The organism is Comamonas sp. F1-6, from assembly GCF_039581415.1.
Lineage (GTDB): Bacteria > Pseudomonadota > Gammaproteobacteria > Burkholderiales > Burkholderiaceae_C > Comamonas > Comamonas thiooxydans.
The window spans coordinates 76,850-103,545 of sequence record NZ_JBCPWN010000006.1 but is presented as its reverse complement, the minus strand read 5'-3'; the positions used below and the strand labels follow the sequence as shown (position 1 = coordinate 103,545).

The 26,696-nt window shown below is 63.9% G+C and carries 27 protein-coding genes; 13 read left to right on the top strand and 14 right to left on the bottom strand.

Annotated elements, in window-relative coordinates; genetic code table 11:
- Nucleotides 1-19 precede the first annotated feature (19 nt).
- Nucleotides 20-1,003 (bottom strand): tripartite tricarboxylate transporter substrate binding protein, encoded by a 984-nt coding sequence (locus tag AAIL66_RS08455; RefSeq protein WP_343496456.1) that lies wholly within the window; start codon nt 1,001-1,003, stop codon nt 20-22.
- A gap of 111 nt (nt 1,004-1,114) precedes the next feature.
- Between AAIL66_RS08455 and AAIL66_RS08450 the strand changes: the two genes are divergently transcribed.
- Together AAIL66_RS08450 and AAIL66_RS08445 are read left to right on the top strand one after the other, a co-directional pair.
- Nucleotides 1,115-2,050, top strand: a complete 936-nt coding sequence (locus AAIL66_RS08450; RefSeq protein WP_343496455.1) for a LysR substrate-binding domain-containing protein — start codon at nt 1,115-1,117, stop codon at nt 2,048-2,050.
- 139 nt (nt 2,051-2,189) lie between these two features.
- Nucleotides 2,190-2,651 (top strand): DUF1801 domain-containing protein, encoded by a 462-nt coding sequence (locus AAIL66_RS08445; RefSeq protein WP_034389462.1) that lies wholly within the window; start codon nt 2,190-2,192, stop codon nt 2,649-2,651.
- A gap of 119 nt (nt 2,652-2,770) precedes the next feature.
- On the opposite strand, the gene AAIL66_RS08440 is transcribed toward AAIL66_RS08445, so the two are convergent.
- Nucleotides 2,771-3,859, bottom strand: a complete 1,089-nt coding sequence (locus AAIL66_RS08440) for a tartrate dehydrogenase (RefSeq protein WP_034389461.1) — start codon at nt 3,857-3,859, stop codon at nt 2,771-2,773.
- A 128-nt stretch (nt 3,860-3,987) separates the two neighbouring features.
- Here AAIL66_RS08440 and AAIL66_RS08435 point away from each other — a divergent pair, with 128 nt between their 5' ends.
- Nucleotides 3,988-4,923 carry a LysR substrate-binding domain-containing protein gene (locus AAIL66_RS08435; protein ID WP_343496454.1) on the top strand — a complete coding sequence of 312 codons (936 nt, stop codon included), beginning with the start codon at nt 3,988-3,990 and terminating at the stop codon, nt 4,921-4,923.
- Nucleotides 4,924-5,030: 107 nt separating this feature from the next.
- Here the strand turns inward: AAIL66_RS08435 and AAIL66_RS08430 are convergent, their stop codons facing one another.
- Together AAIL66_RS08430 and rpsU are read right to left on the bottom strand one after the other, a co-directional pair.
- The gene (locus tag AAIL66_RS08430) at nt 5,031-5,477 is read right to left on the bottom strand and encodes a GatB/YqeY domain-containing protein (RefSeq protein WP_343496453.1); all 447 of its coding nucleotides are present in this window, start codon (nt 5,475-5,477) and stop codon (nt 5,031-5,033) included.
- A gap of 164 nt (nt 5,478-5,641) precedes the next feature.
- On the bottom strand, nt 5,642-5,854 hold the full coding sequence (gene rpsU / locus AAIL66_RS08425) for a 30S ribosomal protein S21 (protein WP_003052999.1): 213 nt from the start codon (nt 5,852-5,854) through the stop codon (nt 5,642-5,644).
- Nucleotides 5,855-6,354: 500 nt separating this feature from the next.
- On the opposite strand from rpsU, the gene AAIL66_RS08420 reads away from it, so the two are divergent.
- Entirely contained in the window at nt 6,355-7,404 is a 1,050-nt protein-coding gene (locus AAIL66_RS08420) for a BMP family protein (protein ID WP_242607262.1), read from the top strand.
- 88 nt (nt 7,405-7,492) lie between these two features.
- On the opposite strand, the gene AAIL66_RS08415 is transcribed toward AAIL66_RS08420, so the two are convergent.
- Both AAIL66_RS08415 and AAIL66_RS08410 read right to left on the bottom strand, forming a co-directional pair.
- Entirely contained in the window at nt 7,493-8,767 is a 1,275-nt protein-coding gene (locus AAIL66_RS08415; RefSeq protein WP_034389458.1) for an NAD(P)/FAD-dependent oxidoreductase, read from the bottom strand.
- Nucleotides 8,768-8,817: 50 nt separating this feature from the next.
- Nucleotides 8,818-9,420 carry an SMI1/KNR4 family protein gene (locus AAIL66_RS08410; RefSeq protein WP_045839847.1) on the bottom strand — a complete coding sequence of 201 codons (603 nt, stop codon included), beginning with the start codon at nt 9,418-9,420 and terminating at the stop codon, nt 8,818-8,820.
- A gap of 125 nt (nt 9,421-9,545) precedes the next feature.
- Between AAIL66_RS08410 and AAIL66_RS08405 the strand changes: the two genes are divergently transcribed.
- Nucleotides 9,546-10,025, top strand: coding sequence for an acyl-CoA thioesterase (locus AAIL66_RS08405; RefSeq protein ID WP_003069412.1), 480 nt, complete (start codon nt 9,546-9,548; stop codon nt 10,023-10,025).
- A 51-nt stretch (nt 10,026-10,076) separates the two neighbouring features.
- On the opposite strand, the gene cobA is transcribed toward AAIL66_RS08405, so the two are convergent.
- From cobA to AAIL66_RS08390, 3 genes are read right to left on the bottom strand one after another with little or no spacing between them, the layout of a single operon-like run.
- Entirely contained in the window at nt 10,077-10,877 is an 801-nt protein-coding gene (cobA, locus tag AAIL66_RS08400) for a uroporphyrinogen-III C-methyltransferase (RefSeq protein WP_343496452.1), read from the bottom strand.
- Nucleotides 10,878-10,887: 10 nt separating this feature from the next.
- A complete protein-coding gene (gene ybiB, locus AAIL66_RS08395) occupies nt 10,888-11,892 on the bottom strand; it encodes a DNA-binding protein YbiB (RefSeq protein WP_034352702.1) in 1,005 nt (334 codons plus the stop codon).
- Nucleotides 11,893-11,950: 58 nt separating this feature from the next.
- The gene (locus tag AAIL66_RS08390; RefSeq protein WP_034409333.1) at nt 11,951-12,898 is read right to left on the bottom strand and encodes a LysR substrate-binding domain-containing protein; all 948 of its coding nucleotides are present in this window, start codon (nt 12,896-12,898) and stop codon (nt 11,951-11,953) included.
- A gap of 131 nt (nt 12,899-13,029) precedes the next feature.
- On the opposite strand from AAIL66_RS08390, the gene AAIL66_RS08385 reads away from it, so the two are divergent.
- The 7 genes from AAIL66_RS08385 (at nt 13,030) to tsaD (ending at nt 19,607) form a co-directional block, all read left to right on the top strand.
- On the top strand, nt 13,030-14,079 hold the full coding sequence (locus tag AAIL66_RS08385) for an alcohol dehydrogenase catalytic domain-containing protein (protein WP_241781308.1): 1,050 nt from the start codon (nt 13,030-13,032) through the stop codon (nt 14,077-14,079).
- Nucleotides 14,076-14,795: a hypothetical protein gene (locus AAIL66_RS08380; protein ID WP_343496451.1), complete on the top strand. Its 720-nt coding sequence runs from the start codon at nt 14,076-14,078 to the stop codon at nt 14,793-14,795. Before AAIL66_RS08385 ends, AAIL66_RS08380 begins: the two co-directional genes overlap by 4 nt.
- A gap of 50 nt (nt 14,796-14,845) precedes the next feature.
- A complete protein-coding gene (locus AAIL66_RS08375) occupies nt 14,846-15,814 on the top strand; it encodes a tripartite tricarboxylate transporter substrate binding protein (RefSeq protein ID WP_052088957.1) in 969 nt (322 codons plus the stop codon).
- Nucleotides 15,815-15,948: 134 nt separating this feature from the next.
- The gene (locus tag AAIL66_RS08370; protein ID WP_034409321.1) at nt 15,949-16,995 is read left to right on the top strand and encodes a porin; all 1,047 of its coding nucleotides are present in this window, start codon (nt 15,949-15,951) and stop codon (nt 16,993-16,995) included.
- Between the two features lie 165 nt (nt 16,996-17,160).
- Nucleotides 17,161-17,871, top strand: coding sequence for a DUF937 domain-containing protein (locus AAIL66_RS08365; RefSeq protein ID WP_034389452.1), 711 nt, complete (start codon nt 17,161-17,163; stop codon nt 17,869-17,871).
- 153 nt (nt 17,872-18,024) lie between these two features.
- Nucleotides 18,025-18,480 carry a CBS domain-containing protein gene (locus AAIL66_RS08360; protein ID WP_034352679.1) on the top strand — a complete coding sequence of 152 codons (456 nt, stop codon included), beginning with the start codon at nt 18,025-18,027 and terminating at the stop codon, nt 18,478-18,480.
- 86 nt (nt 18,481-18,566) lie between these two features.
- The gene (gene tsaD / locus AAIL66_RS08355) at nt 18,567-19,607 is read left to right on the top strand and encodes a tRNA (adenosine(37)-N6)-threonylcarbamoyltransferase complex transferase subunit TsaD (protein ID WP_343496450.1); all 1,041 of its coding nucleotides are present in this window, start codon (nt 18,567-18,569) and stop codon (nt 19,605-19,607) included.
- A gap of 55 nt (nt 19,608-19,662) precedes the next feature.
- Here the strand turns inward: tsaD and wrbA are convergent, their stop codons facing one another.
- Together wrbA and AAIL66_RS08345 are read right to left on the bottom strand one after the other, a co-directional pair.
- Entirely contained in the window at nt 19,663-20,265 is a 603-nt protein-coding gene (gene wrbA, locus AAIL66_RS08350) for an NAD(P)H:quinone oxidoreductase (RefSeq protein ID WP_034380050.1), read from the bottom strand.
- 279 nt (nt 20,266-20,544) lie between these two features.
- A complete protein-coding gene (locus AAIL66_RS08345) occupies nt 20,545-20,928 on the bottom strand; it encodes an Hsp20/alpha crystallin family protein (protein WP_034380047.1) in 384 nt (127 codons plus the stop codon).
- A gap of 91 nt (nt 20,929-21,019) precedes the next feature.
- On the opposite strand from AAIL66_RS08345, the gene AAIL66_RS08340 reads away from it, so the two are divergent.
- The gene (locus AAIL66_RS08340; RefSeq protein ID WP_034380045.1) at nt 21,020-22,312 is read left to right on the top strand and encodes a branched-chain amino acid ABC transporter substrate-binding protein; all 1,293 of its coding nucleotides are present in this window, start codon (nt 21,020-21,022) and stop codon (nt 22,310-22,312) included.
- 68 nt (nt 22,313-22,380) lie between these two features.
- On the opposite strand, the gene mltB is transcribed toward AAIL66_RS08340, so the two are convergent.
- From mltB to AAIL66_RS08325, 3 genes are read right to left on the bottom strand one after another with little or no spacing between them, the layout of a single operon-like run.
- On the bottom strand, nt 22,381-23,523 hold the full coding sequence (gene mltB, locus AAIL66_RS08335) for a lytic murein transglycosylase B (protein ID WP_343496449.1): 1,143 nt from the start codon (nt 23,521-23,523) through the stop codon (nt 22,381-22,383).
- Nucleotides 23,520-25,628, bottom strand: coding sequence for a DUF3488 and transglutaminase-like domain-containing protein (locus AAIL66_RS08330; RefSeq protein ID WP_343496448.1), 2,109 nt, complete (start codon nt 25,626-25,628; stop codon nt 23,520-23,522). Before AAIL66_RS08330 ends, mltB begins: the two co-directional genes overlap by 4 nt.
- On the bottom strand, nt 25,625-26,686 hold the full coding sequence (locus AAIL66_RS08325) for a DUF58 domain-containing protein (protein ID WP_059441126.1): 1,062 nt from the start codon (nt 26,684-26,686) through the stop codon (nt 25,625-25,627). The genes AAIL66_RS08330 and AAIL66_RS08325 overlap by 4 nt, the downstream gene beginning before the upstream one ends.
- Between the last annotated feature and the right edge of the window lie 10 nt (nt 26,687-26,696).

Genomic DNA, 26,696 nt, shown 5'->3' with positions numbered 1-26,696 from the left:
GCGGCGGGGACGCGGCGCGTCAGCGCATCAGCTCGCGCAGTTTGAGTTTGTCGATGAGCACGGCTTCCTTCTGGTAGACCGTGTTCACATATTTGGCGTAGTCGGGGCCGTCCAGGTAGAGCAGTGGGGCGTCCAGCCTGTCGGCCACGGACTTGAACTCGGGGCTGGCCACGGCCTGGCGGAAGGCATCGCGCAGCTTGGCTTCGACGGCGGGCGGCAGGCCCTTGGGCGCGCCGATGCCGTTGGGCGCATCGACGACCACGTTGTAGCCCAGGTCCTTGAGCGTGGGCACGTCCTTGAAGCGCGGCGTGCGCTGCTCGCCCCAGGTGGCCAGCAGGCGCAGCTTGCCGGCTTCCACATGCGGAGCCCAGGAGCTGGAGTCGGCCAGCGCGTCCACATGGCCGCCCAGCACGCCCTGCAGCGCCTCGGCGCCGCCCTTGTAGGGCACGTGGCTGAGCTGTATGCCGGCTGCGGCCGCAAATTCTTCCATGCCCACATGCGTGGCGCCGCCCACGCCGGCGTGGGCGTACGTGATGCTGCCGGGCTTGGCCTTGGCGGCGGCGACGAAGTCCTGCAGGGTCTTGAAGCGCGAGTTGGCCGGCACGGCGATACCGAAGGTCTGGCCCGAGGTACGCGCGATATAGGTGTAGTCCTTGCGCGGATCGGCCTGCAGCGTGCCCAGCTGGGAGAAGCGCGTGACCGAGATCGGGATCTGGCCGATGGTGTAGCCATCGGGCTTCGCCGAGGCCAGGGCCTTGGAGCCGATCATGCCCGAGGCTCCGGCGCGGTTTTCCACTGCAATCGCCTGGCCCAGGATGCGGCTGGCCACGGTACACAGCGCGCGCATGGACTGGTCGGCCGTGCCGCCGGCAGGCCAGGGGCAGATGAAGGTGATGGGGCGTTCGGGCCAGGTCTGGGCCAGCAGGCGGGTGGAAGTGCCGAGCGTGGCTGCGCCGAGGGTGCCGAGCACAAAGCTGCGTCGGCTGCTGTGTGGGGGGATCATCGCTTGTCTCCTGTCGTTATATGAACTGCCAGCCCCGATTGTTCAAAACTGCTCCATGACAATCCAATGAAAAGATAGACTCTCTTCATAACTATTAGGTAATGAAGCCCCATGAGCAAGATCGATCGTGTGCTGCGCTCCAACCTCAAGCTGCGCCATCTGCAGCTGCTGGTGGCGCTGGACCAGTTCCGCCACCTGGGCCGTGCGGCCGAGTTTCTGGCAGTGACCCAGCCTGCCGTCTCCAAGACTCTGGCCGAGGTCGAACGCATGCTGGGCATGGCTCTGTTCGAGCGCTCCACGCGCGGCACCGAACCCACGGCAGCCGGTGTCAGCATGGTGCGTTTTGCACGCTCGGTGCTGGCCGGTTTCGAACGCACGCGCGACGAGATGGCTGCCGAGGCCAGCGGTGCCCGCGGGCGCGCCAGTGTGGGGGCCATGGTGGTGGCCACGCCGGTGCTGCTGGCGCGCGCCGTGGAGCGGCTCAAGGCGCGTTCGGTCCAGACCACGGTGATGGTGGAGGAGGGGGATCTGACGCGCCTGCTGCCCAAACTGCGCCTGGGCGAACTGGATCTGTTCGTGGGACGGCTGGAGCCCGGCTATGCCGCGCCCGATCTGGAGACCGAGGCGCTGTACGACGATCCCATGGTGGCCGTGGTGCGGCCTGGGCATGCGCTGCTGGCGCCGGGCGCGGCCAGCTGGCAGGCCCTGGCGGAGCATCCCTGCGTGCTGCCGCCGCCCTGGGCCTCGCTGCGTGTGAAGCTGGAGCAGCAGTTCTATGCCCACGGCCTGCATCCGCCGGCCGACATCGTGGAGACTGCGTCCTTTCTCTCGCAGCTGACCTTTGTGCACCAGCGCGGGGCCGTGGCCTTCATGGCGCGTGGCGTGGCCCGCTGCCATGCTGCCCTGGGTACACTGGCCATGCTGGATCTGGTCGTGCCCATTGATCTGCCGCCCGTGGGGCTGATCACCTTGCGTGGCCAGCCGCTGACGCCGACCACGGGCTTGCTGGTCGAATGCCTGCGCGAGGTTGCGGGGGAGCTGGGCTGAGCCTGGTATGAGCCTGATATAGGGCGGGCTGGCACTCTGGGACCGCTCTGCTCTGGCGTGCTACCGTGGTGCAATCCTTGTCCCATGTCTTGAGCCTTGTGCCGGACATGGTTCCAGGTCCAACCATGGAGACCCATCTATGACTGCCTTGCTACCCATGCCTGCACCTTCGGCCGAACCTGTCAGCGGCCCCGAGGCTTCGGCTCTGATCGATGCCAGGATTGCCGGCCTGGACGACTGGCGCGGCGCCATGCTGGCCCGCGTGCGGGCGCTGATCCGCGAGGCCTTGCCCGCCGTGGTGGAAGAACTGAAATGGCGTGGAACGCCCGTATGGTCGCAGGACGGCATTCTGTGCACGGGCGAGACCTACAAGGCCGTGGTCAAGCTGACCTTCGCGCATGGCGCGGCCCTGGCCGATCCGGCCGGCCTGTTCAATGCCAGTCTTGAAGGAGCCACGCGCCGGGCCATAGACCTGCATGTCGGCGAAGCGCTCGACGGCGCAGCGTTCCAGGCGCTGGTGCAGGCCGCTGCGCAGCGCAATGCCCAGGCCCGGGCGGCCAGAAAACCGGCTTCGCAAGCCAAAGCCAAATCCCCGGGCTGAAGCCGCGCCGCAGCCGGTGGCCTGGCGGCGCAGGCGTGAAAAAGCACCCAGGTGCAGGTCCTGTCTGCACGGGGTGCTTCTCATCTTGAATCAGGCCGGCCGCAGCCAGCCAGGAGTCATCAGGCGTTGGCGATGGCCGCCGCGATGGCTTTGCCCACCTCGGTGGTATCGGCCTTGCCGCCCAGATCGGGCGTCAGCGGACCGGCCTTGATCGTGTGCTCGATGGCAGCCACGATGGTGTCGTGGGCCTGACGCCAGGCACCTTCGCTGCGGCCCAGGAAGTCCAGCATCAGCGCGCCTGACCAGACCATGGCGATGGGGTTGGCGATGTTCTTGCCGTAGATGTCGGGCGCCGAGCCATGCACGGGCTCGAACAGCGAGGGGAAGTTGCGATCGGGGTTGAGGTTGGCCGATGGTGCCAGGCCGATGGTGCCCGTGGTGGCGGGACCCAGGTCGGACAGGATGTCGCCAAACAGATTGGTGGCGGCCACCACGTCGAAGCGGCCGGGCTGAAGCACGAAGCGCGCGGTCAGGATGTCGATGTGCTGCTTGTCCAGCGTGACTTCGGGGTAGTCCTTGGCCACATCGTCGGCGCGCTTGTCCCACCAGGGCATGCTGATGGCGATACCGTTGCTCTTGGTGGCCAGGGTCACGTGCTTCTTGGCGCGGCTCTGGGCCAGATCGAACGCGTACTTGAGCAGTCGGTCGGCGCCCTTGCGCGAGTAGACCGATTCCTGGATCACGATCTCGCGGTCTGTGCCTTCGAACATCACGCCGCCCAGCGAGGTGTATTCGCCTTCGGTGTTCTCGCGCACCACGTAGTAGTCGATGTCGCCGGGCTTGCGACCGGCCAGGGGACAGGGAACGCCTTCGAACAGGCGCACCGGACGCAGATTGATGTACTGGTCGAATTCGCGGCGGAACTTGAGGAGGGACCCCCACAGCGAGACATGGTCGGGCACGGTGGCGGGCCAGCCCACGGCGCCGAAGAAGATGGCGTCCATGCCCGAGAGCTGGGCCTTCCAGTCGTCGGGCATCATCTGGCCGTGTTCGGCGTAGTAGTCGCAATGGGCCCAATCGAAATGGTGGAACTCCAGCGGCAGGTCGAAGCGCTTGGCTGCGGCTTCCAGCGCGCGCAGGCCTTCGGGCATGACTTCCTTGCCGATGCCGTCGCCGGCGATGACTGCAATCTTTTTGGGAGTGGACATGGTGCTCTCTCGTGAATGTGTTGGGTGGCGAGGCAGCGGCTCAGCCTGTGCCTGGCGGTATTCTGCACCTTACATAACTGAATACAATTGACTGATCGTGGCCTGATTGTTTACAGATCGTGCAGAAAATGCCCTCGCCCGAAGACCTGCGTGTCTTCACCACCGTGGTGCGCAAAGCCAGCTTTGCCGAGGCTGCGGCCGCGCACAATGCTTCGCCGGCCTTTGTCAGCAAGCGCATCCGCCTGCTGGAGCAGGAGCTGGGCGTGAAGCTGCTGCATCGCACCACACGGCGGGTAGCTGTCACCGAGCAGGGCGAGCGCGTCTACCACTGGGCGCAGCGCATTCTGGACGAGGTCGAGCATCTGCTGCAGGAGGTGGATGTGACGCGGCGCCAGCCGCGCGGCCTGCTGCGGGTGTCCACCAGCTTCGGCTTTGGTCGCAATGTGGTGGCGCCCGCGCTGTCGCAGCTGATTGCGCAATATCCGGCGCTGCAGCTGCGCCTGGAGGTGTTTGACTGCATCGTCGATGTTGCGGCCGAGGGCTTCGATCTAGACGTACGCGTGGGCGACGAGATCGCCCCGCACCTGATTGCCCGGCATCTGGCCGACAACCATCGCGTGCTGTGTGCGGCCCCGGCCTATGTGCAGCGGCGCGGCAGCCCGCGCACGCTCGACGAGCTGGCTGCGCATGACTGCCTGGTCATCAAGGAGCGTGACCATCCCTTCGGTGTCTGGAAACTGCGCTCGGGCAGTCAGGAGCGCAGCGTGAAAGTGACCGGGCCGCTGTCCACCAATCATGGCGAGATGGCCGTGCAATGGGCGCGCGACGGCCATGGCATCGTGCTGCGCTCGCTCTGGGATGTGGCGGCCGATCTGCAGGCCGGCAGCCTGCTGCAGTTGCTGCCCGAGTGGCAGCAGCAGGCGAATATCTGGGCGGTCTATCCGACACGGCTGGAGCGCTCGGCCAAGGTGCGGGTCTGCGTCGAGTTCCTGCAGGAGTTCTTCAGCAAACAGGCGCCCATGGGATTCAGAAATGCTATAAAAAAAGAAGCTGCTATCGTTTGATATACATGAATTTCAGACTGTTTTTAATTTGAAAGATATGTACAGCAAGCGCAAGCAGCTTCTGTTTTTGAGCCTGATGCCGCGTGACGGCTCAGGCCGGTTGCCAATTATTGGGTCAGCGCGGCTTTCACGGCAGCGGACACCAGGCCCATATCGGCCTTGCCGGCCAGCTGGGCCTTGACGGCGCCCATCACCTTGCCCATGTCGCCAGGGCCGGAGGCACCCAGTTCGGCCACGATGGCCTGCACGGCTGTGGTGATCTCGGCCTCGCCCATGCGTTCGGGCAGATAGACCTTGAGCACTTCCATTTCGGCCTTTTCCACATCGGCCAGATCGCTGCGGTTGGCGGCTTCGAAGGCGGCGATGGAGTCCTTGCGCTGCTTGATCAGCTTGTCGACGATGGCGATGACGGCGGCGTCGTCGAGCTCGATGCGCTCGTCCACTTCCTTTTGCTTCATCGCGGCCTGCAGCAGGCGGATGGTGCCCAGGCGCGCGCTGTCCTTGGCACGCATGGCGGTCTTCATGTCTTCGGTAATCTGGGCTTTCAGGCTCATGGCTTTCTCCTTGGGGTGGGCGAACGGACGCTGACTGTCCATGCGCTGGGAGGTCACTGCGCAGCCGGGCAGGCTTGGCAGTGGCCAGAAAACAAAAAACCCGCGCCTGGCGTCCCGAGCGCGGGTTTGCGGCTGTTTTAAGGCCGACTGGTCCTAATCAACGATTAGTACAGCTTCTTAGGCAGTTGCATGCTGCGAACGCGCTTGTAGTGACGCTTCACGGCAGCAGCCTTCTTGCGCTTGCGCTCGGCTGTGGGCTTTTCGTAGAACTCGCGAGCACGCAGATCGGTCAGCAGACCCAGCTTTTCGATGGTGCGCTTGAAGCGGCGCAGGGCAACTTCATAGGGCTCGTTTTCTTTGACGCGGATGGTAGTCATTTAATTTCCAGATATATCTGTGCTGACAGAGGGTTCTCGGGAAGATCGGGCCTGAGAGCCGTGAACAGCGGTTTCCCCGCCACTTTTTAACTAGTATGGCCGACGGGGTAATGCCAGCAAAGTCGAGCATTATAGACCAAGACTTGGGCTGCGTCTTGAATGGGGCGTGAAGCAATTCGGCATCGGTCGCGCGTGCATGGTTTTGCGGCAGCAGGCAGGGCGTTGTCGCAGACCAGATTCAGGCACCGCCATTGTGCCTTTTGGACTGTCGGCGCGTTCAAGTCGCGTGTATTGCGGAGCGAGGCCGGATGCGCAATGCAAGAGCACGGTGCTGCCCAGGCGCCAGGACAGCCGAGCCCGGCGCTGGGGTTTCTTGGGAGCACCGTGTGCACGGAAATTGCATACAGTTTGGAGGCTTTATTTCGTGACCGAGGTCGAGGAATAAGTGGGTTTCGTGCCTGTGCGCGTCGCTGTTTTTCTGTGTTCAAGGAGCTTTCATCTTGTCCAGCGCTTCTCATTTCTCATTTATTTCGCGTCGCCAATGGATGGCTTCGGCCGTAGCCGTGCCGGGCTTGCTGGCATTGACGGCCTGTGCCGGCAGGGCCGGAGTTTCCGGGCCTGCCGCATCCGGCGGTTCCCTGGTGGTGGGCGGTCTGTTTGCGGGCTCGCGCAGCGACAAGGGCTTTATGGAGGCCGGCTGGCGCGGCCTGGAAAAAGCACGCCAGGAGCTGGGCGTGCAGACCCGCTTTCTCGACGGCATGGCGCCCAGAAAGGAGTTGCTGGTGCCGGCTCTTGCACAGCTTGCGGAGCAGGGTGCGCAACTGGTGATTGCCCATGGCGGGCAGAACAATCAGGCCGCAGCCGAAGTCGCAGCGCGCTTTCCCAGAACCCAGTTCGTCGTGACCCAGGGCGCGGTACAGGGAGGCAATCTCTGCAGCTATGACGTGCTGCAGGAAGAGTCGGCCTATCTGGCGGGCGTGCTGGCGGCGCTGACCACCAAAACCGGTGTGGTCGGCCATATGTCGGGCATTCGCGTGCCCCCGGGGCTCAAGGGGCGTGCTGCCTATGCGGCCGGTGTGCGCGATACCGACCGCAGGGTCAAGCTGCTGACGAACTTCTCGGGCGATCAGGACGACAACGCTTTGTCGCACCGCATTGCCAAGGCTCAGATGGCTGCCGGTGCCGATGTGATCTTCACCATGCTCAACTCCGGCCGCGATGGCGTGACTCAGGCCTGCCGCGAAGCGGGCACGCGCCAGATTGGCAATGTGATCGACTGGACCACGGTGGACCCGCAGGTGTTCGTCGCTTCCGCCTGGGCCGATGTGGGCATTGGCGCGTTCTTGGCCGTCAAGGACATGCAGGAGCGCGGTGCGCCCGGCCCGGGTATTCGCAAGATTGGTCTGAGCGACCCGGCGGCCGTACGCCTGACAATGGGCCAGGGCGTGGCCGCCGCTGTGCGCGAGCGCGTGGCCAAGGCGTCGGCTGCCATCGCCTCGGGGCAGCTCAAGGTTCCCGAGCACTATGAAGGCAAGGAGTTTTCTGCCTGACCGGATGGTGCGCCGGAGGCGCTGGCAGCAAAAAAGGATGGCTCAACCATCCTTTTTTCATGGCGGCAGGCGCTTCGGTTCCAGTCGCTCAAGCCATGACCGATTGCTTTTCCGCCATGGCCTGGGCGCAGGCGGCGGCACTGGCCCAGGCCCACTGGAAGTTGTAGCCACCCAGCCAGCCGGTGATGTCCACCACCTCGCCGATAAAGTACAGGCCCGGCCGGGTCTTGCATTCCATGGTTTGCTGGGACAGCACCTTGGTGTCCACGCCGCCCAGCGTGACCTCGGCTTTTTTATAGCCCTCGGTACCCGTGGGAGTGATCTCCCAGCGCGACAGCTGCTCGGCCAGTCTGGCCAGGGCCTTGTCGCTGGCCTCGTTGATGGGGCGCTGCAACTCGGGCATGCGGCTGACCCAGGCATCGGCCAGGCGCGCGGGCAGGTGGGCGGCCAGCTCGTTGGCCACAAGCTTGCGCGAGTGGAGCTTGGCCTGGGCCAGCACCTCTGCCAGATCCACGCCAGGCAGCAGATTGATCTGCAGCGGGGTGCCGGGCTTCCAGTAGCTGGAGATTTGCAGTACCGCAGGGCCGGAGAGGCCGCGATGGGTGAACAGCAAATCCTCGTGGAAGCTCATGCGCTCCTTTTTACTGCCGGTGCTGATTTCCACGGGCAGGGCCAGACCGGCCAGGCCCGCGTAGGGTTGCCAGCCTTCGCCGTCGAAGGTCATGGGCACCAGGCCAGGCGTGCGCTCGATCAGCGGCAGATCGAACTGCTGGGCCAGGCGGTAGCCGAAGTCGGTGGCGCCTATCTTGGGAATGCTCAGGCCGCCGGTGGCAATGACCAGATTGGTGGCCTCTACCAGGCCACGATCGGTTTCAATCTGATAGCTGCAATCGCTTTCTGTATCTTGGTTTGATGACGAAAATACTACTTTCTTGACCTGGCAAGGTTGCCAGCGCTGCACGCCGCCCGCGCTGCACTCGGCCAGCAGCATGGCGATGATGTCCTCGGCCGAATGGTCGGCAAACAACTGGCCTTTGTGCTTTTCGTGGTGGGCAATGCCATGCCTGTCCATCAGCGTGATGAAGTCGGCAGGCGTGAAGCGCGAGAGGGCCGAGCGGCAGAACTGGGGGTTCTGCCCCACAAAATGCTTGTGCGGCGCACGCACGTCCAGATCGCGGTTGGTGAAGTTGCAGCGTCCGCCGCCCGAGATGCGGATCTTCTCGGCCACCTTGGGCGCATGATCGATCAGCAGCACCTTCAGGCCCTGCTGGCCGGCCTGGGCCGCGCAGAACAGGCCGGCGGCACCGGCGCCGATGATGATGGCGTCAAAAATCTGGAAGGGGACCTGTGAAGAGGAGGACACGGCAGGCAGAGCGATGGAGCAAGAACAAGGCCGCGATTGTCCCAGATGCCTCAGATTTTGGGCTCGTCCACTACAAAGCCCCAGAAACCGTCGTCGCAGTGAATGCAGCAGGCCGTAAAGTGATTCAGGTCACTGGCGTGAAACCAGATCAGGCCCAGCTTGGAGTCGCACAGTGCGTCGGCCTGATCGGCGAGGCTGAGTGCCGCAATATGCTCCAGCTCCATATCGCCGAAGAATTCCTGCAGATCGCTGGCGCCCAGAAAAAGGTCGTGGTCCAGACTGCCGATCTTTCCTTTGTGCCGACCGTGCAGAACTTCCACAAATGGGTTGCCACCCTGGTCGTGGCCAATGGCCACGAACCAGCGGGCCAGCAGAAATTCGGACTGTACGGTTTTCAGGTCTTCCTGATGCTGTTGCGCGCCAAAGCTGAAGAGGTCGGCAAAGTTGGCGTGGCTTTCGCTGGCAATCTCGGTGCTGTCATGAAGATAGCTGGCGTGGTCTGAGGCCTGTTCCAGCGCATACATGGAAAAGCCGTTCTGTGTGATCAGAAACTGCGCATAAGCATCTGAGAAGCCAATGTGTGCCTGCAGCGCTGCAACTTCCTGTGCGCTGGCGGCGGGCTGGCCGAAGGGGTTGGGAAACAGAACTTGCAAGACGCACTCCTGAGACTTACAGCACGGTGTAAGTCGGTACTTGTTTATATCTGCAGCCCATTGTCCCATTGGGGTATGCGCAAGGGTTCAGCGTGCGTTCCGGATCACTTCTAGAATCGCGCCCCATGAATACACCATCCCACCAGCTGAGCATGACCGTGCTCATGTCGCCTGACATGGCCAACTTCTCCGGCAATGTGCACGGGGGCGCCATCTTGAAATTGCTGGACCAGGTTGCCTATGCCTGCGCCAGCCGCTATGCGGGCCGCTATGTCGTGACGCTGAGCGTGGATCAGGTGATGTTTCTGCAGCCTATCCACGTAGGTGAGCTGGTGACTTTTCTGGCCAGCGTGAACCACACCGGCAAGTCCTCCATGGAAATCGGCATCAAGGTGATTGCCGAGGAGATTCGCAGCCAGGTGGTGCGCCACGTGAACAGCTGCTTCTTCACCATGGTGGCCGTGGACGATGACAAAAAGCCTGCCCCCGTGCCTCCGCTGCAGCTCGAAACCGACGAGGAAAAGCGCCGCTGGGACGCCGCCATCATCCGCAAGGAACTGCGCAAGGAGCTGGCCGAGCGCTTCGCCGAGACTCGTACGCCCTGAGTCGGGTCGCCGCTAGCCTGGGTTGCGGGACAGCCCGGGGGCGGTCCAGTCTCAGGCGGCCGCTGATTGCGGCAAGGCTTGGGGCTGGTTCTGCCAGGCGGCAATACCCTGGACCACATCGCCGACGATGATGATGCTGGGGCTGCCCAGCTGATGCTCGGCAATGCTCTGCGGCAAATCCTTCAGCAAAGTCAGCGCATGCCGCTGCTGCGGCAGGCTGGCATGCTGGATCACGGCAACGGGCGTGCTGCCGGGCAGGCCGCTGAGCAACTCGCTGCTGATGCGCTCCACGCTGCTCACTCCCATGTAGATCACCAGCGTCAGCTTGGCCGCATGGGCCGTGACAGCAATCTGGCGCCAGTCGGGGCCGCTGTCGCCGGGTTTGGCATGGCCGGTCATGAAAAGCACGCCATGCGCGCGGTCGCGGTGGGTCAGCGGGGCGCCCAGGCTGGTCAGGCCCGCGAGACCGGAGGTGATGCCATTGATTACATCCACCTCGATACCGGCCTCACGCAGATGTTCGACCTCTTCGCCGCCACGGCCAAAGATGAAGGGGTCCCCGCCCTTGAGGCGCACCACGCGTTCGCCGTCCTGCACGGCAGCAATCATGAGCTTTTCGATAAAGGCCTGGGGGGTGCTCTTGCAGCCGCCGCGCTTGCCCACATAGACCACGCGGGCAGATGGCGAGGCGTGGCTCATCACACCATCGCTGACCAGATCGTCGACAAACAGCACGCTGGCTGCGGCAATGGCCTTGGCGGCCTTGATGGTCAGCAGCTCGGGGTCGCCGGGGCCGGCACCCACCAGGGTGCAGGAGCCGCGCTGATTGGGGCTGTGGGAAATGGCAGTCATTGTGGGGGTCTCAGTCGGGGCTGCGGTTATAGGCTTGCAGTGCGGCGCGGCTGGCGGCAGCGCCGGCATCGGTGACCTGCATGGCCTGGTGCAGGGCTTGTATCTGTTCCAATTGTTGCGCGATCGGCGCCGGCACAGGCAACTGGCCGTTCAGAATGTCCAGCGTCAGCCGGGCTGTCTGCTCGGCATTCAGATCTTGTTCCGGGGCACTGATCTCGGTGCCGGATGCGAGCTGGCTGCTGTGCAGGGAAGAGCGCTCAAAGCAGATTTCTCCGGCAATCACACCCGTGCTCACGGGTTCGCGGTGAGGAGCGGCCACGGCCTCGCCCTCCGTGCCGCGCACCAGCAGCGCACTGGTTGCGCGCAGGGCCAGCGTCTGGAGCATGGGCTGGGCATAGGCCGGGTGGGTATAGCTGGCCAGCACCAGCCCGGATTGCGCGGTGCTGCTGCCATGGATGGGGTCCAGCAGTTTGACGATGCTGTGCGAGGGGTTGCGCAGGCCCATCTGGCGGCGAATCTGCAGCAGCCGATCCAGCGGCGCCAGCAGGTGACGGGTCTGCATCCAGACCTTGTCTCCAGGCTCCAGAGCGACGGGGCGCTCGATGGCCGTCCAGCCGAGTTGCCGCCACACCTGGTCCGTGCCCAGGCGCTTGTCTTCGGTATGGCTGCCGTGCACCAGCACCGGCAGGCCTTGCTGCGCCAGCAAACCAGCCAGCAGCGGTGTGAGGTTGGCCAGCTTGCGCGAGCCGTTGTAGCTGGGGATGACCACCACGGGCTGGGCCTTATGGGCCTGCGGCCACACGGGCAGACGTTGCTGGGTGGCGTCGAGAAAGCCTGCCAGCTCTTCGGCGCTTTCGCCCTTGAAACGCATGGCAATGCAAAAGCCGCCCAGCTCCAGATCGCTGACCTTGCCGTCCAGCACCTGCCCCATCAGATCGCAGGCCTGGGCCCGCGAAAGAGAGCGCGCGCCCTTGGTGCCGCGACCGATTTCCTTGATGTAGTGGCTGATGCTCATGATTAACGTAATTGTCGCTATAAAAACCATGAGTTGTCAGACGATTTGGTTATATAAATCAAACCGGCTGTGCTCGAGACTCCGTCGCTCCCTGTTGCGCCAGCTGTGCAGCCAGGGCCTGCAGCTGGGATTGCGCGAGCTGGACGACAAGGTCCAGCATCGGGTTGCTCTTGAGCGCTTCGGCAGACGCCAGGACGGCGAGCCGGCTGACCTGGCGCGAAGCCCGAAGCGGCCGGAACACGATCTGCTCGCGGTGGAACATCGCGAAGGATGCCGGCACGATGGCCACGCCCAGACCGCAGGCCACGAGTGCCAGCACATTCACCAGCTGGCCAGCCTCGTGGCGTATCAGCGGAGTGAAGCCGGCCTCGGCGCACAGCGCGACAGTGCGATCGAAGTAGTCAGTGTCCTGATAGCGGGTGAAGCCCACAAAGGGCTGATGCACGGCAGCTTGAAGATCCAGCATTCCACTGCCTCCGGCCAGAGGGTGGGAGGCCGGAACTGCCAGGCAATAGGGGTCATCAATGCTGGCCAGCTCAAGCTCGTCGGCCTCCCTGTGCCCGGGGCGGGCAAAGCCGAGTTCCAGCTCGCCCTGGCGCAAGGCCCGCTGCTGCTGGGAGGAAATCATTTCGCGAGCTTCGATCTGCACATCACAGCCGGCCTTTGCCACATCCCGCAGCAAGCCGGGCAGCAGTGACTGCATGGCCGAGGGAACCAGCCCCAGGCGCAGCACGGTCTGGCTGCTGCGCTCTCGTTCGCGCGCGCGCAAGGGGGCTTGCTCGGCACGCGCCAATATGGCGCGCGCATCTTCCAGCAGCGACTCGCCCGCAGCGGTGAGCTGCATGCCGCGCGGCAGGCGGGTGAAGAGCTGCGTGCCGACCTCATCCTCGAGTTGCTTGAGCTGCTGCGACAACGGCGGCTGGGCGATGAATAGCTTGCGGGCGGCCCTGCTGACGTTGCCCTGCTCGGCAACCGCCACGAAATAGCGCAGATGTCTCAGTTCCATGCCTGAATAAATCCATATTTAGAAAGTATGAGTTTTATATTAAATCAGTGTTGGACATATGAATGAATGGCGGCAACACTGCCGATCCTGTTCGTTCTGAGATGCATGTCCACGCATGCATTGCCTCTCTCATGCAAGCCTTGCAAAAAACCGAGTCCGCCAAGGGACTGAAGCTCAACGAGGTCGACATGCCGTCGCCTGCCGCAGGTGAGGTGCTGCTGCGGGTTCATTCCACCGGTGTCTGTGGTACGGATCTGCATATCGATGCCTGGACGGCGAGCTATCACTTTTTGCAGGCCGCGCTGCCGGTGACCGTGGGTCACGAGTTCAGCGGCGAGATCGTGGCCAGAGGCGAGGGGGCCGAGCACCTGCCCCTGGGCCAGTTGGTGGCGGTGCGGCCTTCGGTCACCTGCGGCAGATGCCCCAGTTGCAGTGCCGGCGACTTCGATGCCTGCACCACCCGCCGCGGCATCGGTGTCATGCGCCATGGGGGCTTTGCCGAGTATGTGGCCGTGCCCCTGCGCAATTGCGTGCCGATTCCACACGGCGTGGACCCCGAGGTTGCGGCATTGGCCGAGCCGCTGTCGGTGAGCTTCGAAGCCGTGCGCACGGGCAATGTCCAGCCTGGCGATCGCGTGCTGATCCTGGGGCCCGGCAATATCGGTCAGGGCATTGCGCTGTTTGCGCGTGCCGCAGGGGCGGCCCAGGTGGTGGTTGCCGGCCATGGCGATGCCGCGCGGCTGGAGGTCCTGCGCTCCATGGGGTTCGAGGATTTGCTGGACTTCGAGGGGCAGGACATCGACGAAGCCCTTGCCGCGTACACGCAACAAGCTCTCTTTGATGTGGTGATCGAAGCCACCGGGGCGGCTGCCGTGCTGGCGCCGGCCCTGCGAGCGCTCAAGACCCATGGCGTGCTGGTGATCGCCGGCATTCATTCCGCTCCCGTGCCGCTGGATCTGACGGCCCTGGTGCGACGTCATCAGCAGCTGCGCGGCTCCTATCGCACGCCCGAGCGCTGCTGGCTGGAGGTTGTTGAATTCATGCAGACCCATCAAGATCAACTGCGCCTCATGATCACCCATCGCGTGCCGCTTGCGCAGGCCGGGCAGGGTTTTGACCTGGCGCGCGCGCGGCTGGCGAGCAAGGTGCTGATTCAGCCCGGCGCGGGTTCTGCATCATGAGCAGCGCCTTTCTGGCCTTGTGGAACGACATCGACCGGCCCGAGGCTCGCGCAGAATACGAGGCTTGGCATGCCCTCGAGCATGTTCCCGAGCGCGTGGGCTTGCCAGGCTTTGTCTACGGCCATCGCTATGTCGGCGCCTGTGGATACTTCACGCTCTACGGTCTGGAGTCTCTGGCAGCCCTGGACTCGGCCGAGTATGCGGATGTGATCGCCAATCCCACGCCCTGGTCGGCACGCATGCGGCCGTGCCTGAGTGCTTTCATGCGCAGGCCCTGCCTATTGCAGGTCCAGGCTGGAGCATCCAGCGGTGCGGCGTTGACGACGCTCAAGGCCGTCACCACCGATGCGCAGGCCTGGGCCGCGCAGGCAGCCCGCTGGGCGGAGCAGGCGGTGCGGCAAGGGCGTCTGCTGCGTGTCACGGCGGGCGTGGTGCCTGTGGAGCGTTGCTTGCACTACCCCGTTGGCGGGGAGCGCATTGTCGAGCAGGCCCAGGGGGAAGTCACGGTGGTCATGCTGGCCGAGCATCTGGATGGACCGGCATGCGCCCAAGGCAGCCAATGGTGGGCCGACCGAATGCAGGCGCATCACCTCGAAAAGCCGCAGCAGAGGGACTTTGTCCTGCAAACCCGGGTGTACCGTTCGCAGCTTGCCCTGCCCGCCAGCGGACGCCTGCCACCGATGATGGAACTGATGGCTGGATACGCCGATTGTTGATCCGAGACTGAGACCGAGATTCTGGAGACATGAAGATGACAAAAAAATCGATGCCCGTGCGCCGGGCTGCCCTGCTGCTGTGCGCCGCTGTCTGCCTGCCCTTGGTGGCTCAGGCCCAGGGCAAGGCTGACTGGCCCACCCGCCCCATACGTTTGATCGTCGGCTATGCCAGCGGCTCTTCGCCCGATGTGCAGGCCCGATTGCTGGCCGAGCCCCTGACCAAGGCCCTGGGGCAGCCTGTGGTGGTGGAGAACAAAGGGGGCGCCAGCGGCAATATCGGCGCCGACGCCGTGGCCAAGGCCGGCGACGGCCACACCATAGGCGTGATCGGCAACGGCCCGTTGACCAGCTCCAAGTTTCTCTACAGCAAGCTGCCCTACGATCCGATCAAGGATCTCGCACCGCTGGCCATGATCGGCTCGGCCCCTCTGGTGCTGGTGGCTCCCAAGTCCATGGCTGCGAATGCGGGCGCCTATTTCAAGGCGCTCAAGACCGGGACCCAGGGCAACTACGGCTCGGTGGGCACGGGGTCCGGCGGCCACTTGGGCGTGGAGCTGATCAAGGAAGCCATGGGCCTGAATCTGCAGCATGTGCCCTATAACGGCGGTCCTGCCGTGGTCAACGCCTTGATGGGCGATCAGGTGCAGATGGCCTTGCTGCCGGCCTCCACCGTCATGCCCCTGGTCCAGTCCGGCAAGCTGGCCGCCCTGGCCGTGAGTTCCAGCAAGCGCAGCCCGCTCGCGCCCGGCGTCCCGGCCATGCCCGAGATTGGTGCCGGCAATGTGGACATCGAAGTCTGGAATGCGGTCATGGCACCGGCCTCCATGCCTGCAGAGCATCGCGCCAAGCTGGCCGCGGCCTTGGAAAAGATTCTTCATGCTCCCGATATCCGCAGCAAGCTGCTTGCCCAGGGCTGGCGCATCGACGATACCAGCGCCGCCTCGCTGGCCAGGCGCATCGAAAACGATGCACGCATCTACGGCAGCCTGATCACGCAAAAGAACATCCGCCTCGAATGAGCGCGGCCGGCGCCATCTGAGGCGTCGGACTCCCACACGGTGTCCCCGCAACTGCGGCGGATGCTGCTGTCAGCGGCTCGATAGCGGTAGGACTCTGCCGCGAGCCCCATCCATTATTAAAAAAGAGAGACTTCATGACATCCTTGCAATCGGGAGGCTTGGCCGTGGCCGCTGCCTTCATCTCCACATGCTCGCTGGCTCAGGCCCAGACCGCAGCGCCCGCCACATCCCAGCTCACGCTGTACGGTGTGGTGGACATGGCCGCCGAGTCGGTGTCCACCGGCGCGGGTCGCACCCTGCGCGCGGAAAGCGGTGTCCTGGCGGGCTCGCGCTGGGGTGTTCGCGGGACTGAGGATCTGGGCGGTGGCCTGCGTGCGCTGTACGTGATGGAGGCCGGACTGAATGCCGATACCGGCGAGCGCGGTCAAGGAGGGCTGGCCTTCGGTCGGCAGATCTTTGTCGGCATGGGCGGCGACTGGGGTCAGCTGACGGTAGGTCGCCACTACACCACGTTTCATACCTCGCTGGCTTCCTATGCTCTGACGGGCCTGATCTGGGGCAACGCCGCCAACTATTTCCGTGACGGCACGGTGCTGCGCGCCGACAACTCGCTGCGCTTTCAGTCGGCTTCCATGGCGGGACTGGTGGTGCGGGGCATGTACTCGTTCGGTGAGAACGCCGGCACCAGTGTGGGGCGCCAGTTCGGCGGCTCGCTGGACTACACGCGCGGTCCCTGGAGCTTGGGGGCCTCGCTGTGGGAGCGTCGCACCACGGCCCAGAACACCGACCGCTATCGCTTGCTGGGCGGCTCCTATGACTTCAAGGTGGCCAGGGCGGCCTTGCTGCTTTCCACCCGCGAAGATGATCTACCGGATGCAGCCAGCAAGCGCGGACGCTTCTTTGAAGCCAGCATGACCATACCGGTCAGCACGGCAGGGCAGGTGCTGCTGTCCTATGGGCAGTTCCAGGGGCGTGCGCGTGCGAACAGCGATGCCCGTGCCCTGAGCGTGCGCTACGACCATGCGCTGTCCAAGCGCACCAAGCTGTATGCGGGTGTCTCCGCAATCCGCAACGAGGCCGACGCAGCGTTCACCATCAACAGCGCCAGCAATGCCGGACCTTCGGTTCCCAAGGGCAGCAGGCCACGCTCGCTGCTGGTGGGCATCTCGCACTCCTTCTGAGACAAGCCGTCACCGGACGCTGCGGCCTGCAGGAGGCCCTGTCCAGGGCGCGGGCCGCCTCAATGGTCTATAGCCCGGGAGGGGCTTGCGTAGTGAATGAACATTGATCACATTTCGGGACACAGGGCGCGCGTACCATGTGCGCTGTTTTTGAGGAGTGTTGAAATGACCGCTAACGCATCTTTGACCGACGAACTCATGGGCCAGCTGCAGGGCGCTCCCATGCAGGGTCTGGCCCAGCAGCTGGGCATCGACTCTGTGCAGGCCGAGCAGGCCGTGGGTGTGGCGCTGCCCATGCTGTTTGGTGCGCTGGGCCAGAACACGGCCCAGCCTCAGGGAGCTGCCGATCTGTTCGGTGCGCTGCAGCGCGATCACAGCAGTGCCAATGGAGCGATGGATATGGGAGGGCTGTTGGGCGGGCTCGGTGGCCTGCTGGGCGCAGCGGGCGGTGGCGCCGGTGCGGCTGGCGGCCTGGGTGGGCTGGGCAGCATTCTGGGCTCGGTGCTGGGAGGCGGCTCCGGTGCCGGTAACTCGCAGCTGGATGCAGGTGCCATCCTGGGCAATATCTTTGGCGGTCAGCAGCAGCAGGCCGAGTCCCGGCTGGGTCAGGCCACGGGCCTGGGTGGCAATGCAGGTCAGTTGCTGGCCCTGCTGGCTCCGCTGGTGATGTCTTTTCTGGCCAATCGGGTCCAGACGCAGGGCATGGGGGCCGGCGACCTGGGCAATGCCCTGGATCAGGAGCGTGGCCAGATCCAGTCGCAAGGCGGTGCGGCAGGAGGCATCCTTGGCAGCCTGCTCGATCAGAATGGCGACGGCAAGCTTGATGCCGGAGATCTGTTCAAGCTGGGCGCGGGACTGCTGGGCGGTCGGCGCTGAGCCCGGATTGAGTGACAGTATCAAGGCAGCTTTGGCTGCCTTTTTTGTTTTTGTATACGGGCATAGCCTGATTGCCGCAATGCAGCAGGATTCTCACACTGGTCATGTCGTCATGCGTTTTGCATGACAGGCCGATCCAGAAAGGAGAACCAGATGACGACCGTCGCCGAAATTCTGCGCACCAAGGGCAACAGCACTATCTACAGCGTTTCTCCCTCCGACACCATGCTGGCTGCACTGCAGCTCATGGCGGAAAAAAGCATTGGCGCACTGCTGGTGCTGGAAGGTGGCGAGATCGCGGGCATCGTGACCGAGCGCGACTACGCGCGCAAGATCGCTTTGCAAGGGCGAAGCTCGGCCAGCACGCGCGTGGACGAGGTCATGACGCGCAAGGTGCATTGCGTGCTGCCGCGCCAGACCAGCGAGGAGTGCATGTCACTGATGACCAGCAATCGCATGCGCCATCTACCCGTGATCAACGAGACCCGCGAGCTGCAGGGGCTGATTTCGATTGGTGACATCGTCAAGGAAATCATCTCGGCCCAGCAGTTCACGATTCATCAGCTGGAACACTATATTTCCGGGACCCCCAATGTGAATCAACCGTAGGATGCTATGAATTGAATAGCGAAGGCGGGCAGGGCTAATGCCCGCCTTTTCTGCATCTGGAGGGCGCAAGTCCTACACTTGCGGCCATGAGTTTGCTGATCCTGGGAATCGAATCCTCTTGTGATGAAACCGGTGTGGCCCTGGTGCGCACGCCGGACGGTCAAGGTGTGCCCACCTTGCTGAGTCATGCGCTGCACAGCCAGATTGAAATGCACCGCGCCTATGGCGGCGTGGTGCCCGAGCTTGCCAGCCGTGACCATATTCGCCGTGTGCTGCCGCTGACCGAGAAGGTGTTGGCCGAATCCGGAGAGCAGCTCGAAAACGTCGATGTGATTGCCTTTACGCGCGGACCCGGTCTTGCCGGGGCTTTGCTGGTCGGCTCCGGTGCAGCCTGTGCCATGGCAGCCGCGCTGGACAAGCCTGTGCTGGGCGTGCACCACCTCGAAGGCCATCTGCTCTCGCCTTTCCTGAGTGCCGACCCACCGGAGATCCCGTTTGTGGCCCTGCTGGTCTCGGGGGGGCACACCCAGCTCATGCGTGTGGACGGCGTGGGCGAATACGAAATCCTCGGTGAAACCATCGACGATGCTGCGGGCGAGGCTTTCGACAAATCGGCCAAGCTCATGGGCTTGCCCTATCCGGGCGGTCCCGTGCTCTCGAAGCTGGCGGAGGGCGGCGATCCTCAGGCCTTCAAGCTGCCTCGCCCTTTGCTGCATTCGGGTGACCTGGACTTTTCGTTTGCCGGCCTCAAGACGGCTGTGCTGACCCAGGCCAAGAAGCTGGGTGAAGAGCTGGAAGCGCGCAAGGCCGATCTGGCCGCCAGCACGCAGGCCGCGATTGTGGATGTGCTGGTCAAGAAAACCATGGCTGCACTCAAGCAGACCGGCATGAAGCGGGTGGTGGTGGCGGGAGGTGTGGGTGCCAACAAGCAGCTGCGCGAACAGCTCAATGAAGCCTGCGCCAAGCACAAGATCCGCGTGCATTACCCCGAGCTGCATCTGTGTACCGACAACGGCGCCATGATTGCCATGGCTGCCGCCATGCGGATACAGGCGGGACGCGAGCAGGCCCTGCATGAATACGCGTTTGATGTGAAGCCGCGCTGGCCGCTGGATTCGCTCAGGTGAGTCCGTACAGCAAAAAAGCAGCCCAGGTGGCTGCTTTTTTCATGGTTGCCTGCGTTTATCCGGCCAGCTTTACGGCCAGTTTCGCTACGTTCTGGCCCTGGTAGCGGGCAATGCTCAGCTCGTCGGGATGAGGCTGGCGCGAACCATCGGCACCCGCAATCGTCGAGGCACCATAAGGCGAGTTGCCGCCCTTGACCGCGCTCAGATTGGTCTGTTCGGGCAGCGGATAGCCCAGCGGCACGATGATCATGCCGTGATGGGCCAGTGTCGCCCAGGTGGTAGTGGCCGTCATTTCCTGGCCGCCGCCGGTGCCGGTCGAGGTGAAGACACTGCCGATCTTGTTGATCAAGGCCCCCTTGACCCAGAGACCGCCGGTCTGGTCGAGAAAACTGCGCATCTGGCCCGGCATATTGCCAAAGCGCGTGGGCACGCCAAACAGGATGGCGTCGTAGCCGGCCAGCTCGGCGGGGCTGGCGACCTCTGCGGCCTGATTGGCCTTGCCGCCTGCGTTCTTGAAGACATCCTCGGGCATGGTTTCGGGCACGCGCTTGACGGTGACCTCGGCACCGCTGACGCTGCGGGCGCCTTCGGCCACGGCCTGAGCCATGGTTTCGATATGTCCGTACATGGAGTAGTAGAGAACCAGCACTTTCGCCATGGGTGAATTCCTCAAGCGGGGGTTGGAAAGCGGTGCAGCAATGGCGCACCCGGCTGAACCCACAGTGTAGGAATTCAAGATGGCGGCGCGACACGCACCGGCAGTCTGCGCCTGTAGGCCAAAGCGCCGAATCAGCTCAACTCCCGGAATCGGCCATGGCATTGGCATGAAAAAAGCCCGCAACGCCAAGGCAGTGCGGGCTTTGTGCTTTCCGGCCGACCTCTTGCTAAGAGGAGATGGAAGAAAGGATGAGGCTGGCCGGTCGGCGTAAACCAGCGCTTATTCGATGCTCAGCGTCACGGCCTTGCTCTGGGGCTCGAGCTTGGCCAGGGTCAGCGTCAGCACTCCATGCTCGAGCTTGGCCTTGCTGTTGGCAGCATCGATTTCATGGCCCAGATCCCAGGTGTATCTGACCTGGCGGGCAGCGCCTTCCACGCTTTCGAGCTTGACGACAGAGCCTTCCAGCGAGAGTTTGAGTTGCTCGCGTGCCAGGCCTGGCACATCCAGGGTCAGGGTCGTGAATTGGTCGTCGCGGCTGACTTGAACCTGGCGTTGTACGGGGCTTGCAGCGCCCAGGGTTTCCTGCAGAAAACGTTGCAGGGCCAAGTCGGCGGCGCGAGGGGATACAAAGGTATTACGGCTCATCACAGGGGCGAAGAACATGGTGTTTAACTCCTTTAAACTGCGCGGCTTGCGTTGTTGCCGCTTGATTCATAGGTAGGTGGTGGCAAGCGCATTTCAAGAGGTTTTTTTGATGAATAAATTGCGTCGTGATGTCTTGAAATACCTGCAGTTGCCACTACTATGCGCGCCGTTCGGCATTGCTGGCGCTGCTGTGGCTGCAGCCAATGCCAAGCTTGCGCAACCCATCAGGCTGGCACTGGTGGAGAGTCTTTCGGGCCCGTTTGCAAACACGGGCGAGGCCGTGTTCCGCAATCTGCTGTGGGCGACCGAGCGGGTGAACGCGCGCGGCGGTGTGAGCCTGGCCGACGGTCCGCATGAGCTGGTGATAGAGCGCTATGACAGCAAGGGCCAGAACGAAGAGGCGCTGTCGGCGCTGCGCGCGGCCATAGACAGCGGTGCGCGCATTATCATGCAGGGCAACTCGTCGGCCACAGCGGCGGCGCTTCTCGACGCCATCGACAAGCACAACAGCCGAGACCCTTCGCGCCGTGTGCTGTATCTGAACTATTCGGCCGTGGACCCGGCGCTGACCAACGAGCGCTGCAGCTTCTGGCATTTCCGCTTCGATGCCCATGCCGATATGCGCATGGCTGCGCTGATGGAGGTCATCAAGGACGACAAGGCCGTACACAGTGCCTATCTGATCGGGCAGGACTACAGCTTTGGCCAGGCCGTGCTGCGCGAGGCAAGGCGCCAGCTTGGCGTGCAACGGCCCGATGTGCGCATCGTGGGCGACGAGTTGCATCCCGTGGGCCGCGTCAAGGACTTTGCGCCCTATGCGGTCAAGATCAAGCAAAGCGGTGCCCAGGCCGTGATCACCGGCAACTGGGGCAATGATCTGATGCTGCTCGTCAAGGCTGCGCGCGAGGCAGGCTATGAAGGGCGTTTCTACACCTTCTACGGCAATGCACTGGGCGCTCCGGCGGCCTTGGGTGATGCCGGTGTGGGCAAGGTGCTGGCAGTGGCCGACTGGCTGCCCAATGTGCCCACGGCCGAGAGCCGCGCCTTCTACCAGTCCTTCCGTCAGCGCTTTCCCAGGCCGCAGGACGACTATGTGCATATGCGCATGCAGCTCATGATCGAGGCTCTTGCGCAGAGCCTCGAAAAAGCCGGCAGCACGGACACCGTCGCCGTGGCCCACGCCATGGAGCATGCCAGGGTCCAGATGGCGGGCCGCTCGGGCAGCATGCGGGCGGCAGACCACCAGTTTCAGCAATCGCTGGTGGTTGGCATGATGGAAAAAAGAGGCAGCGCAGGCGTGGACTTCGATGTGGAAGGCTCGGGCTACGGCTTCAAGGTAGTGCGCGAGATTGCTGCGGCCAGGGCAGAGATGCCTGGTCAGTGCCAGATGAAGCGCTTTTGAGTGGCCGGAGAACTATCGAATCAATAGCTGCCAGCGCTTGTTGGAAATGCGCTGCAGCTCGAATGAATCTAGTTGCGTGTGGCAGAGGCGGTCTGGCTGGCCAGATAGGCTTCATGTACCTCGCGCCCCAGCTCTATCACCGACAGCGCATAGAACGCCGACCAGTTGTAGCGCGTGATGGCGTAGAAGTTCTCGGTACCCGCGATGTACTCCGTGGGGCCGGAGCTGCCGTTTTTCAGCTCGATCAGTGCCAGCGGACGCTCATAGTTGTCGGCGCCCAGCACACGTACTTCACGTTCTGCCATCTGCGCGGCAGTGAATGTGGGGTTGATATCGGGTGCGAGCAGGGTTGCCAGATTCTCACCCTGGGCGCGCATGTCCACGGTAAAGGCTGTGGGCAGGCCTGGCTTCCAGCCATGGCCGACGAAGTAGTTGGCGACCGAGCCGATGGCGTCGGTGGCGCTGTTGAACAGGTCTATGCGACCGTCACCGTCAAAGTCGACCGCGTACTTGTCCCAGCTGGTGGGCATGAACTGACCCAGGCCCATGGCGCCGGCATAGCTGCCGCGTAGCGCAAACGGGTCACCGCCCGTGCGGCTGGCCGTGACCAGCACCTGCTCGAGCTCGCCACGGAAGTAGTCGGTGCGGGCCTGGGCGCGAGGGTGGGATTGCGGAAAGTCCAGTGCCAGCGTGGCCAGGGCATCCATCACGCGAAAGTTGCCCATGTTGCGGCCGTAAATGGTTTCCACGCCGATGATGCCGACAATGATCTCTGCGGGCACGCCGAACTGCTGCTCGGCACGCGCGAGCGCCTGGTGGTTGGCCTGCCAGAACTTCACGCCGGCGCGTATGCGCACGGGGTCGATAAAGCGGCTGCGGTATACCGTCCAGTTCTTCACAAAGGTCTTGCCGGCCGGCGTCATCAGGCGTGTGACCACGGGCAGGTTGCGCGCTTCGCTCAGCTGCGCACGCACCCAGTCGACAGGCAGATCGCGGCGGACTGCGATTTCTTCGGCCAGTTGCATGGCGTCGCCCCGACCGGCATAGGCCACGGCCGTGGCGGCTGCAGCCGTGGCTACGGCAGCCGGTGCTGCCTTGCGGACGGCTTTTTTGGCCGGTGCGGCGATGACGCTGGCGGTCAGCAGGCACAGGGCCAGAGTACTCAGTGTTTTAGCTTTGAGGTGCTTGCTGTTATTGAGGGTGATGCTCATGTTTTATTTCTTGAGGGATAGGGCCAGCGTTGCTTCCGGATGGACAGCCAGCGTCGGCGCAAGGACTTCAATTCGGTGACTTCGGTATTGGAGGATGGCGCATAGCGTAGCCTTTCCATGTCCAGCAGCCAGTCGGATACGGCCGTAGCCAGGGGTGCGGATGCAGATTCCTTGGCCCAGCTCTCCTGCACGCGGCGCGAAAGGCTGCGCGCGGAGTCGCAGGCACCGCTCGCTATGCCTGCGCGCTGCAGCCGCAGTCTGGCAGCGTGCATGAGCTGGCTCCAGCCGTCGCGTTGCGGACGTGTGGCGCGGGCCCAGATCAGCCACAGCAGCGCCAGAGCGCTCAAGCTGCCCGCCAGCAGGCGCAGCAGATCCGTCCAGCTTGGCGATTCGAAGCCCAGGCTCTGCAGCAGATTGAGCTGACGGCTTTGCGTGTAGTTGATTACCCACTGGTTCCAGCGGTTGTTGACGGCCTCCCAGACGGCGCGCAGCTTCTCCAGCGTGCCGGTATCGACGAAGTTGCCAACGGCGCTGGCAAAGGCACCGGGGGGAGGGCTCAGGCGCTGGAACTGGCCGACCCGGCTGGGTGCGACAGCGCCCGTGGGATCCACACGGACCCAGCCCCGGCCGGCAATCCAGACCTCGGTCCAGGCATGGGCATCGCTGTTGCGCACGGTCCAGTAATTGTCCACGCTGTTGCGGTCGCCGCCCTGGTAGCCGGTCACGATGCGCGCGGGCACTCCCATGCTGCGCATGAGCACGGCAAAGGCTGAGGCGATGTGCTCGCAAAAGCCTTGCTTGCTGTCAAACCAGAAGTCATCGGCGGTGTGGTCGCTGTCGACCACGCCGGGCTCCAGTGTGTAGGTGTAGCCGCCGGTTTTCAGGCGCTGCAGGGCGGAGGCGATCAGCCTGTCAGTATCCGCGCCGGCGCCCGGCTGGGCGCGCAATTCGGCCTGCAAATGTTCGCCCAAAGCCTGTGTGCGTGGGTTGCTGCCGGCTGGCAGTTGCAGATAGCGCTTGAGCTCTGGAGTGAGCTGCAGCGGCCCATGACTGAAGTCGAGATGGCTTTGGGCATCGACACGCAGCACATCGATAATCGGGCGCCAGCTCAGCCACTGGAGGCTGGAGCTCATGCGAAGCCTGCCTACCGAGGCGCCCGGCGGAATCTGCGGTTCGGTCTTGGCGGCATCCAGCAGGGTCAGCCAGCGACGCTTGCTCGGCTCGATCAGCATCTGGTAGTGGATGGGTTCACCGCTCACGCGCAACTGAGGCATGGCCATGGCGTCGAGCACAGGGTCGGCCTGCCAACGGCGGCCATCGAACTGGCTGAGAACCGGGCCGCGAAAGTACAGGGCGTTGGCCGGCGGCTCTTTGCCCTCGGGGGTATCGAAACGGATGCGCAGGGCCACGCTGTCGTCCATGGCCAACGAGGCGACCTCGCCCACGCGCATGCTTTCGGACAGGCCCGAACGCCCGGCCATATCATCGGATGGCACGCCCCATAGCGGTGTCATGCGCGGAAAAAACAGAAACAGCGACACCATCACGGGCGCTCCCCAGAGCGCGAGCCAGCCTGCAGTGCGCAGAGCCTGTGTCAATGGAGGCTTGCCGGCCGTCATATGGGCGTTGACCAGGGCTGTGAGCAGGCCCATCAGCCCGAGCACCATGGCCATGGCTGTGGGCAGGGACTGCGAATAGAAAAAGTTGCTGAGCAGTACAAAAAAGCCCAGAAAGAACACCACCATGGCATCGCGCCGCGCGCGCAGCTCCAGTGTCTTGAGCGACAGCAGCATGACGACCAGGGTCACGCCGGCATCGCGGCCCACAATCGTTTTGTGCGTGGCCCAGGTCGCTCCAATGGCGATGGTCAGTACGCCCGCCAGCACCCAGCGGCTGGGCAGGGGGGCGCTGGTCAGTGCCAGGCGTGCGCGCCACAGCAACAGGACTGAGGCAAAGGCGCTGGTCCACCAAGGTGTGTGCTGAACCTGAGGCAGCATGATCCAAGCGATGACGGCGAGCAGAAACAGCGTGTCCCGTGCATCGCGCGGCAGGGCAGTCAGGCGCTGCAGCCAGCTGCTGCCGGCGGAAGAGGCGGTTGCTTTCATGGACAGGCGGCCAATGCTTCGAGGCAGCGCGTGGTGTGCTGTACACCGCTGGCCGGCGCGATTTCCTGGCCTCCGGGCAGGCGCAGGCCCCAGGTACGGCCTTGCTGCTGAGCCATCAGCACCCAGGCGGCAAGGCGCGACAACCGCGCCTCATGGTCGGCCAGGCCGGTATGGCGCGCATCGAGCCAGAGACGGTGATGGTGGGCCATGGGCCGGTCGCGGCTGACCAGTTGGTGGCTGCCTGCGGCAAAGGACTGAGCCGCTTTCTTCCATACCACCAGCTTGAGCGGGTCGCCAGTCTGATAGCTGCGCACGCCATCGAATTCATCACCGCTGCGTACCTGGGCGCTGCTGCGGCCGCCGGCTTCGGGGCTGGCGGCTGGCAGCGGCGGGGCATGGGTTTCAGGTGCGGGATAGACCCAGACCAGGGTTTGGGGCCGCCACAGAGCCCAGACGCGAAATGCGCCCAGCGGGTAGCGCGTGAGTATGGAGATGGCGGGCAGCTCCTGCCGGCCGCGACGTGTGGGCATGAAGCTCAGCTGCACGGCGGTGCTGCCCTGCTCGGGAATGTCGACCCAGGTCCAGGCATCAGAGTGATCGGTGTTGTGCCGGGTCTTGTGCAATGCGAGGCCTATGCCCCAGCGACGCGAGCGGCGGGCATTGTGCAGGCTGATATGCATGGGGCAGGGCGCATGGGCAAAGCAGCCGCCCGACGCGTTGCCTTGAGTACCTGCGCCGCTGAGGCTCAACTGCAGACCGCGCAGATTGCCATGGCCCACAACCATGCTGGCGGCCGCGCTGCCTGCCAGCAGGAACGTGAGCAGGTAGCCCAGGTTAAGTTGGTAGTTGATGGCAGCAATCAACAGCACGATCAGCGTGGCCAGCATGGCCCAGCCCGCGCGCGAGGGCAGGATGTAGACATTGCCCTGGGTCAGCGTGAGCTGGTCGCTGCGCGGCAGACGTGCAAACATCCACTCGCGCACCCTGGCGCGGGGCGAGAGCCGCTGGAAGATATTGGAAGTCTCTGGCTGCTCGCCCTTTGATGCCGAGCGCTTCATGTTATGAAAT

Excerpts from the sequence above, each read along its gene's own strand:
- AAIL66_RS08455 (WP_343496456.1), bottom strand. The coding sequence starts at position 1,003 with ATGATCCCCCCACACAGCAGCCGACGCAGCTTTGTGCTCGGCACCCTC.
- AAIL66_RS08450 (WP_343496455.1), top strand. The coding sequence starts at position 1,115 with ATGAGCAAGATCGATCGTGTGCTGCGCTCCAACCTCAAGCTGCGCCAT.
- AAIL66_RS08445 (WP_034389462.1), top strand. The coding sequence starts at position 2,190 with ATGACTGCCTTGCTACCCATGCCTGCACCTTCGGCCGAACCTGTCAGC.
- AAIL66_RS08440 (WP_034389461.1), bottom strand. The coding sequence starts at position 3,859 with ATGTCCACTCCCAAAAAGATTGCAGTCATCGCCGGCGACGGCATCGGC.
- AAIL66_RS08435 (WP_343496454.1), top strand. The coding sequence starts at position 3,988 with ATGCCCTCGCCCGAAGACCTGCGTGTCTTCACCACCGTGGTGCGCAAA.
- AAIL66_RS08430 (WP_343496453.1), bottom strand. The coding sequence starts at position 5,477 with ATGAGCCTGAAAGCCCAGATTACCGAAGACATGAAGACCGCCATGCGT.
- rpsU (WP_003052999.1), bottom strand. The coding sequence starts at position 5,854 with ATGACTACCATCCGCGTCAAAGAAAACGAGCCCTATGAAGTTGCCCTG.
- AAIL66_RS08405 (WP_003069412.1), top strand. The coding sequence starts at position 9,546 with ATGAATACACCATCCCACCAGCTGAGCATGACCGTGCTCATGTCGCCT.
- cobA (WP_343496452.1), bottom strand. The coding sequence starts at position 10,877 with ATGACTGCCATTTCCCACAGCCCCAATCAGCGCGGCTCCTGCACCCTG.
- ybiB (WP_034352702.1), bottom strand. The coding sequence starts at position 11,892 with ATGAGCATCAGCCACTACATCAAGGAAATCGGTCGCGGCACCAAGGGC.
- AAIL66_RS08390 (WP_034409333.1), bottom strand. The coding sequence starts at position 12,898 with ATGGAACTGAGACATCTGCGCTATTTCGTGGCGGTTGCCGAGCAGGGC.
- AAIL66_RS08385 (WP_241781308.1), top strand. The coding sequence starts at position 13,030 with ATGCAAGCCTTGCAAAAAACCGAGTCCGCCAAGGGACTGAAGCTCAAC.
- AAIL66_RS08380 (WP_343496451.1), top strand. The coding sequence starts at position 14,076 with ATGAGCAGCGCCTTTCTGGCCTTGTGGAACGACATCGACCGGCCCGAG.
- AAIL66_RS08375 (WP_052088957.1), top strand. The coding sequence starts at position 14,846 with ATGCCCGTGCGCCGGGCTGCCCTGCTGCTGTGCGCCGCTGTCTGCCTG.
- AAIL66_RS08370 (WP_034409321.1), top strand. The coding sequence starts at position 15,949 with ATGACATCCTTGCAATCGGGAGGCTTGGCCGTGGCCGCTGCCTTCATC.
- AAIL66_RS08365 (WP_034389452.1), top strand. The coding sequence starts at position 17,161 with ATGACCGCTAACGCATCTTTGACCGACGAACTCATGGGCCAGCTGCAG.
- AAIL66_RS08360 (WP_034352679.1), top strand. The coding sequence starts at position 18,025 with ATGACGACCGTCGCCGAAATTCTGCGCACCAAGGGCAACAGCACTATC.
- tsaD (WP_343496450.1), top strand. The coding sequence starts at position 18,567 with ATGAGTTTGCTGATCCTGGGAATCGAATCCTCTTGTGATGAAACCGGT.
- wrbA (WP_034380050.1), bottom strand. The coding sequence starts at position 20,265 with ATGGCGAAAGTGCTGGTTCTCTACTACTCCATGTACGGACATATCGAA.
- AAIL66_RS08345 (WP_034380047.1), bottom strand. The coding sequence starts at position 20,928 with ATGTTCTTCGCCCCTGTGATGAGCCGTAATACCTTTGTATCCCCTCGC.
- AAIL66_RS08340 (WP_034380045.1), top strand. The coding sequence starts at position 21,020 with ATGAATAAATTGCGTCGTGATGTCTTGAAATACCTGCAGTTGCCACTA.
- mltB (WP_343496449.1), bottom strand. The coding sequence starts at position 23,523 with ATGAGCATCACCCTCAATAACAGCAAGCACCTCAAAGCTAAAACACTG.
- AAIL66_RS08330 (WP_343496448.1), bottom strand. The coding sequence starts at position 25,628 with ATGAAAGCAACCGCCTCTTCCGCCGGCAGCAGCTGGCTGCAGCGCCTG.
- AAIL66_RS08325 (WP_059441126.1), bottom strand. The coding sequence starts at position 26,686 with ATGAAGCGCTCGGCATCAAAGGGCGAGCAGCCAGAGACTTCCAATATC.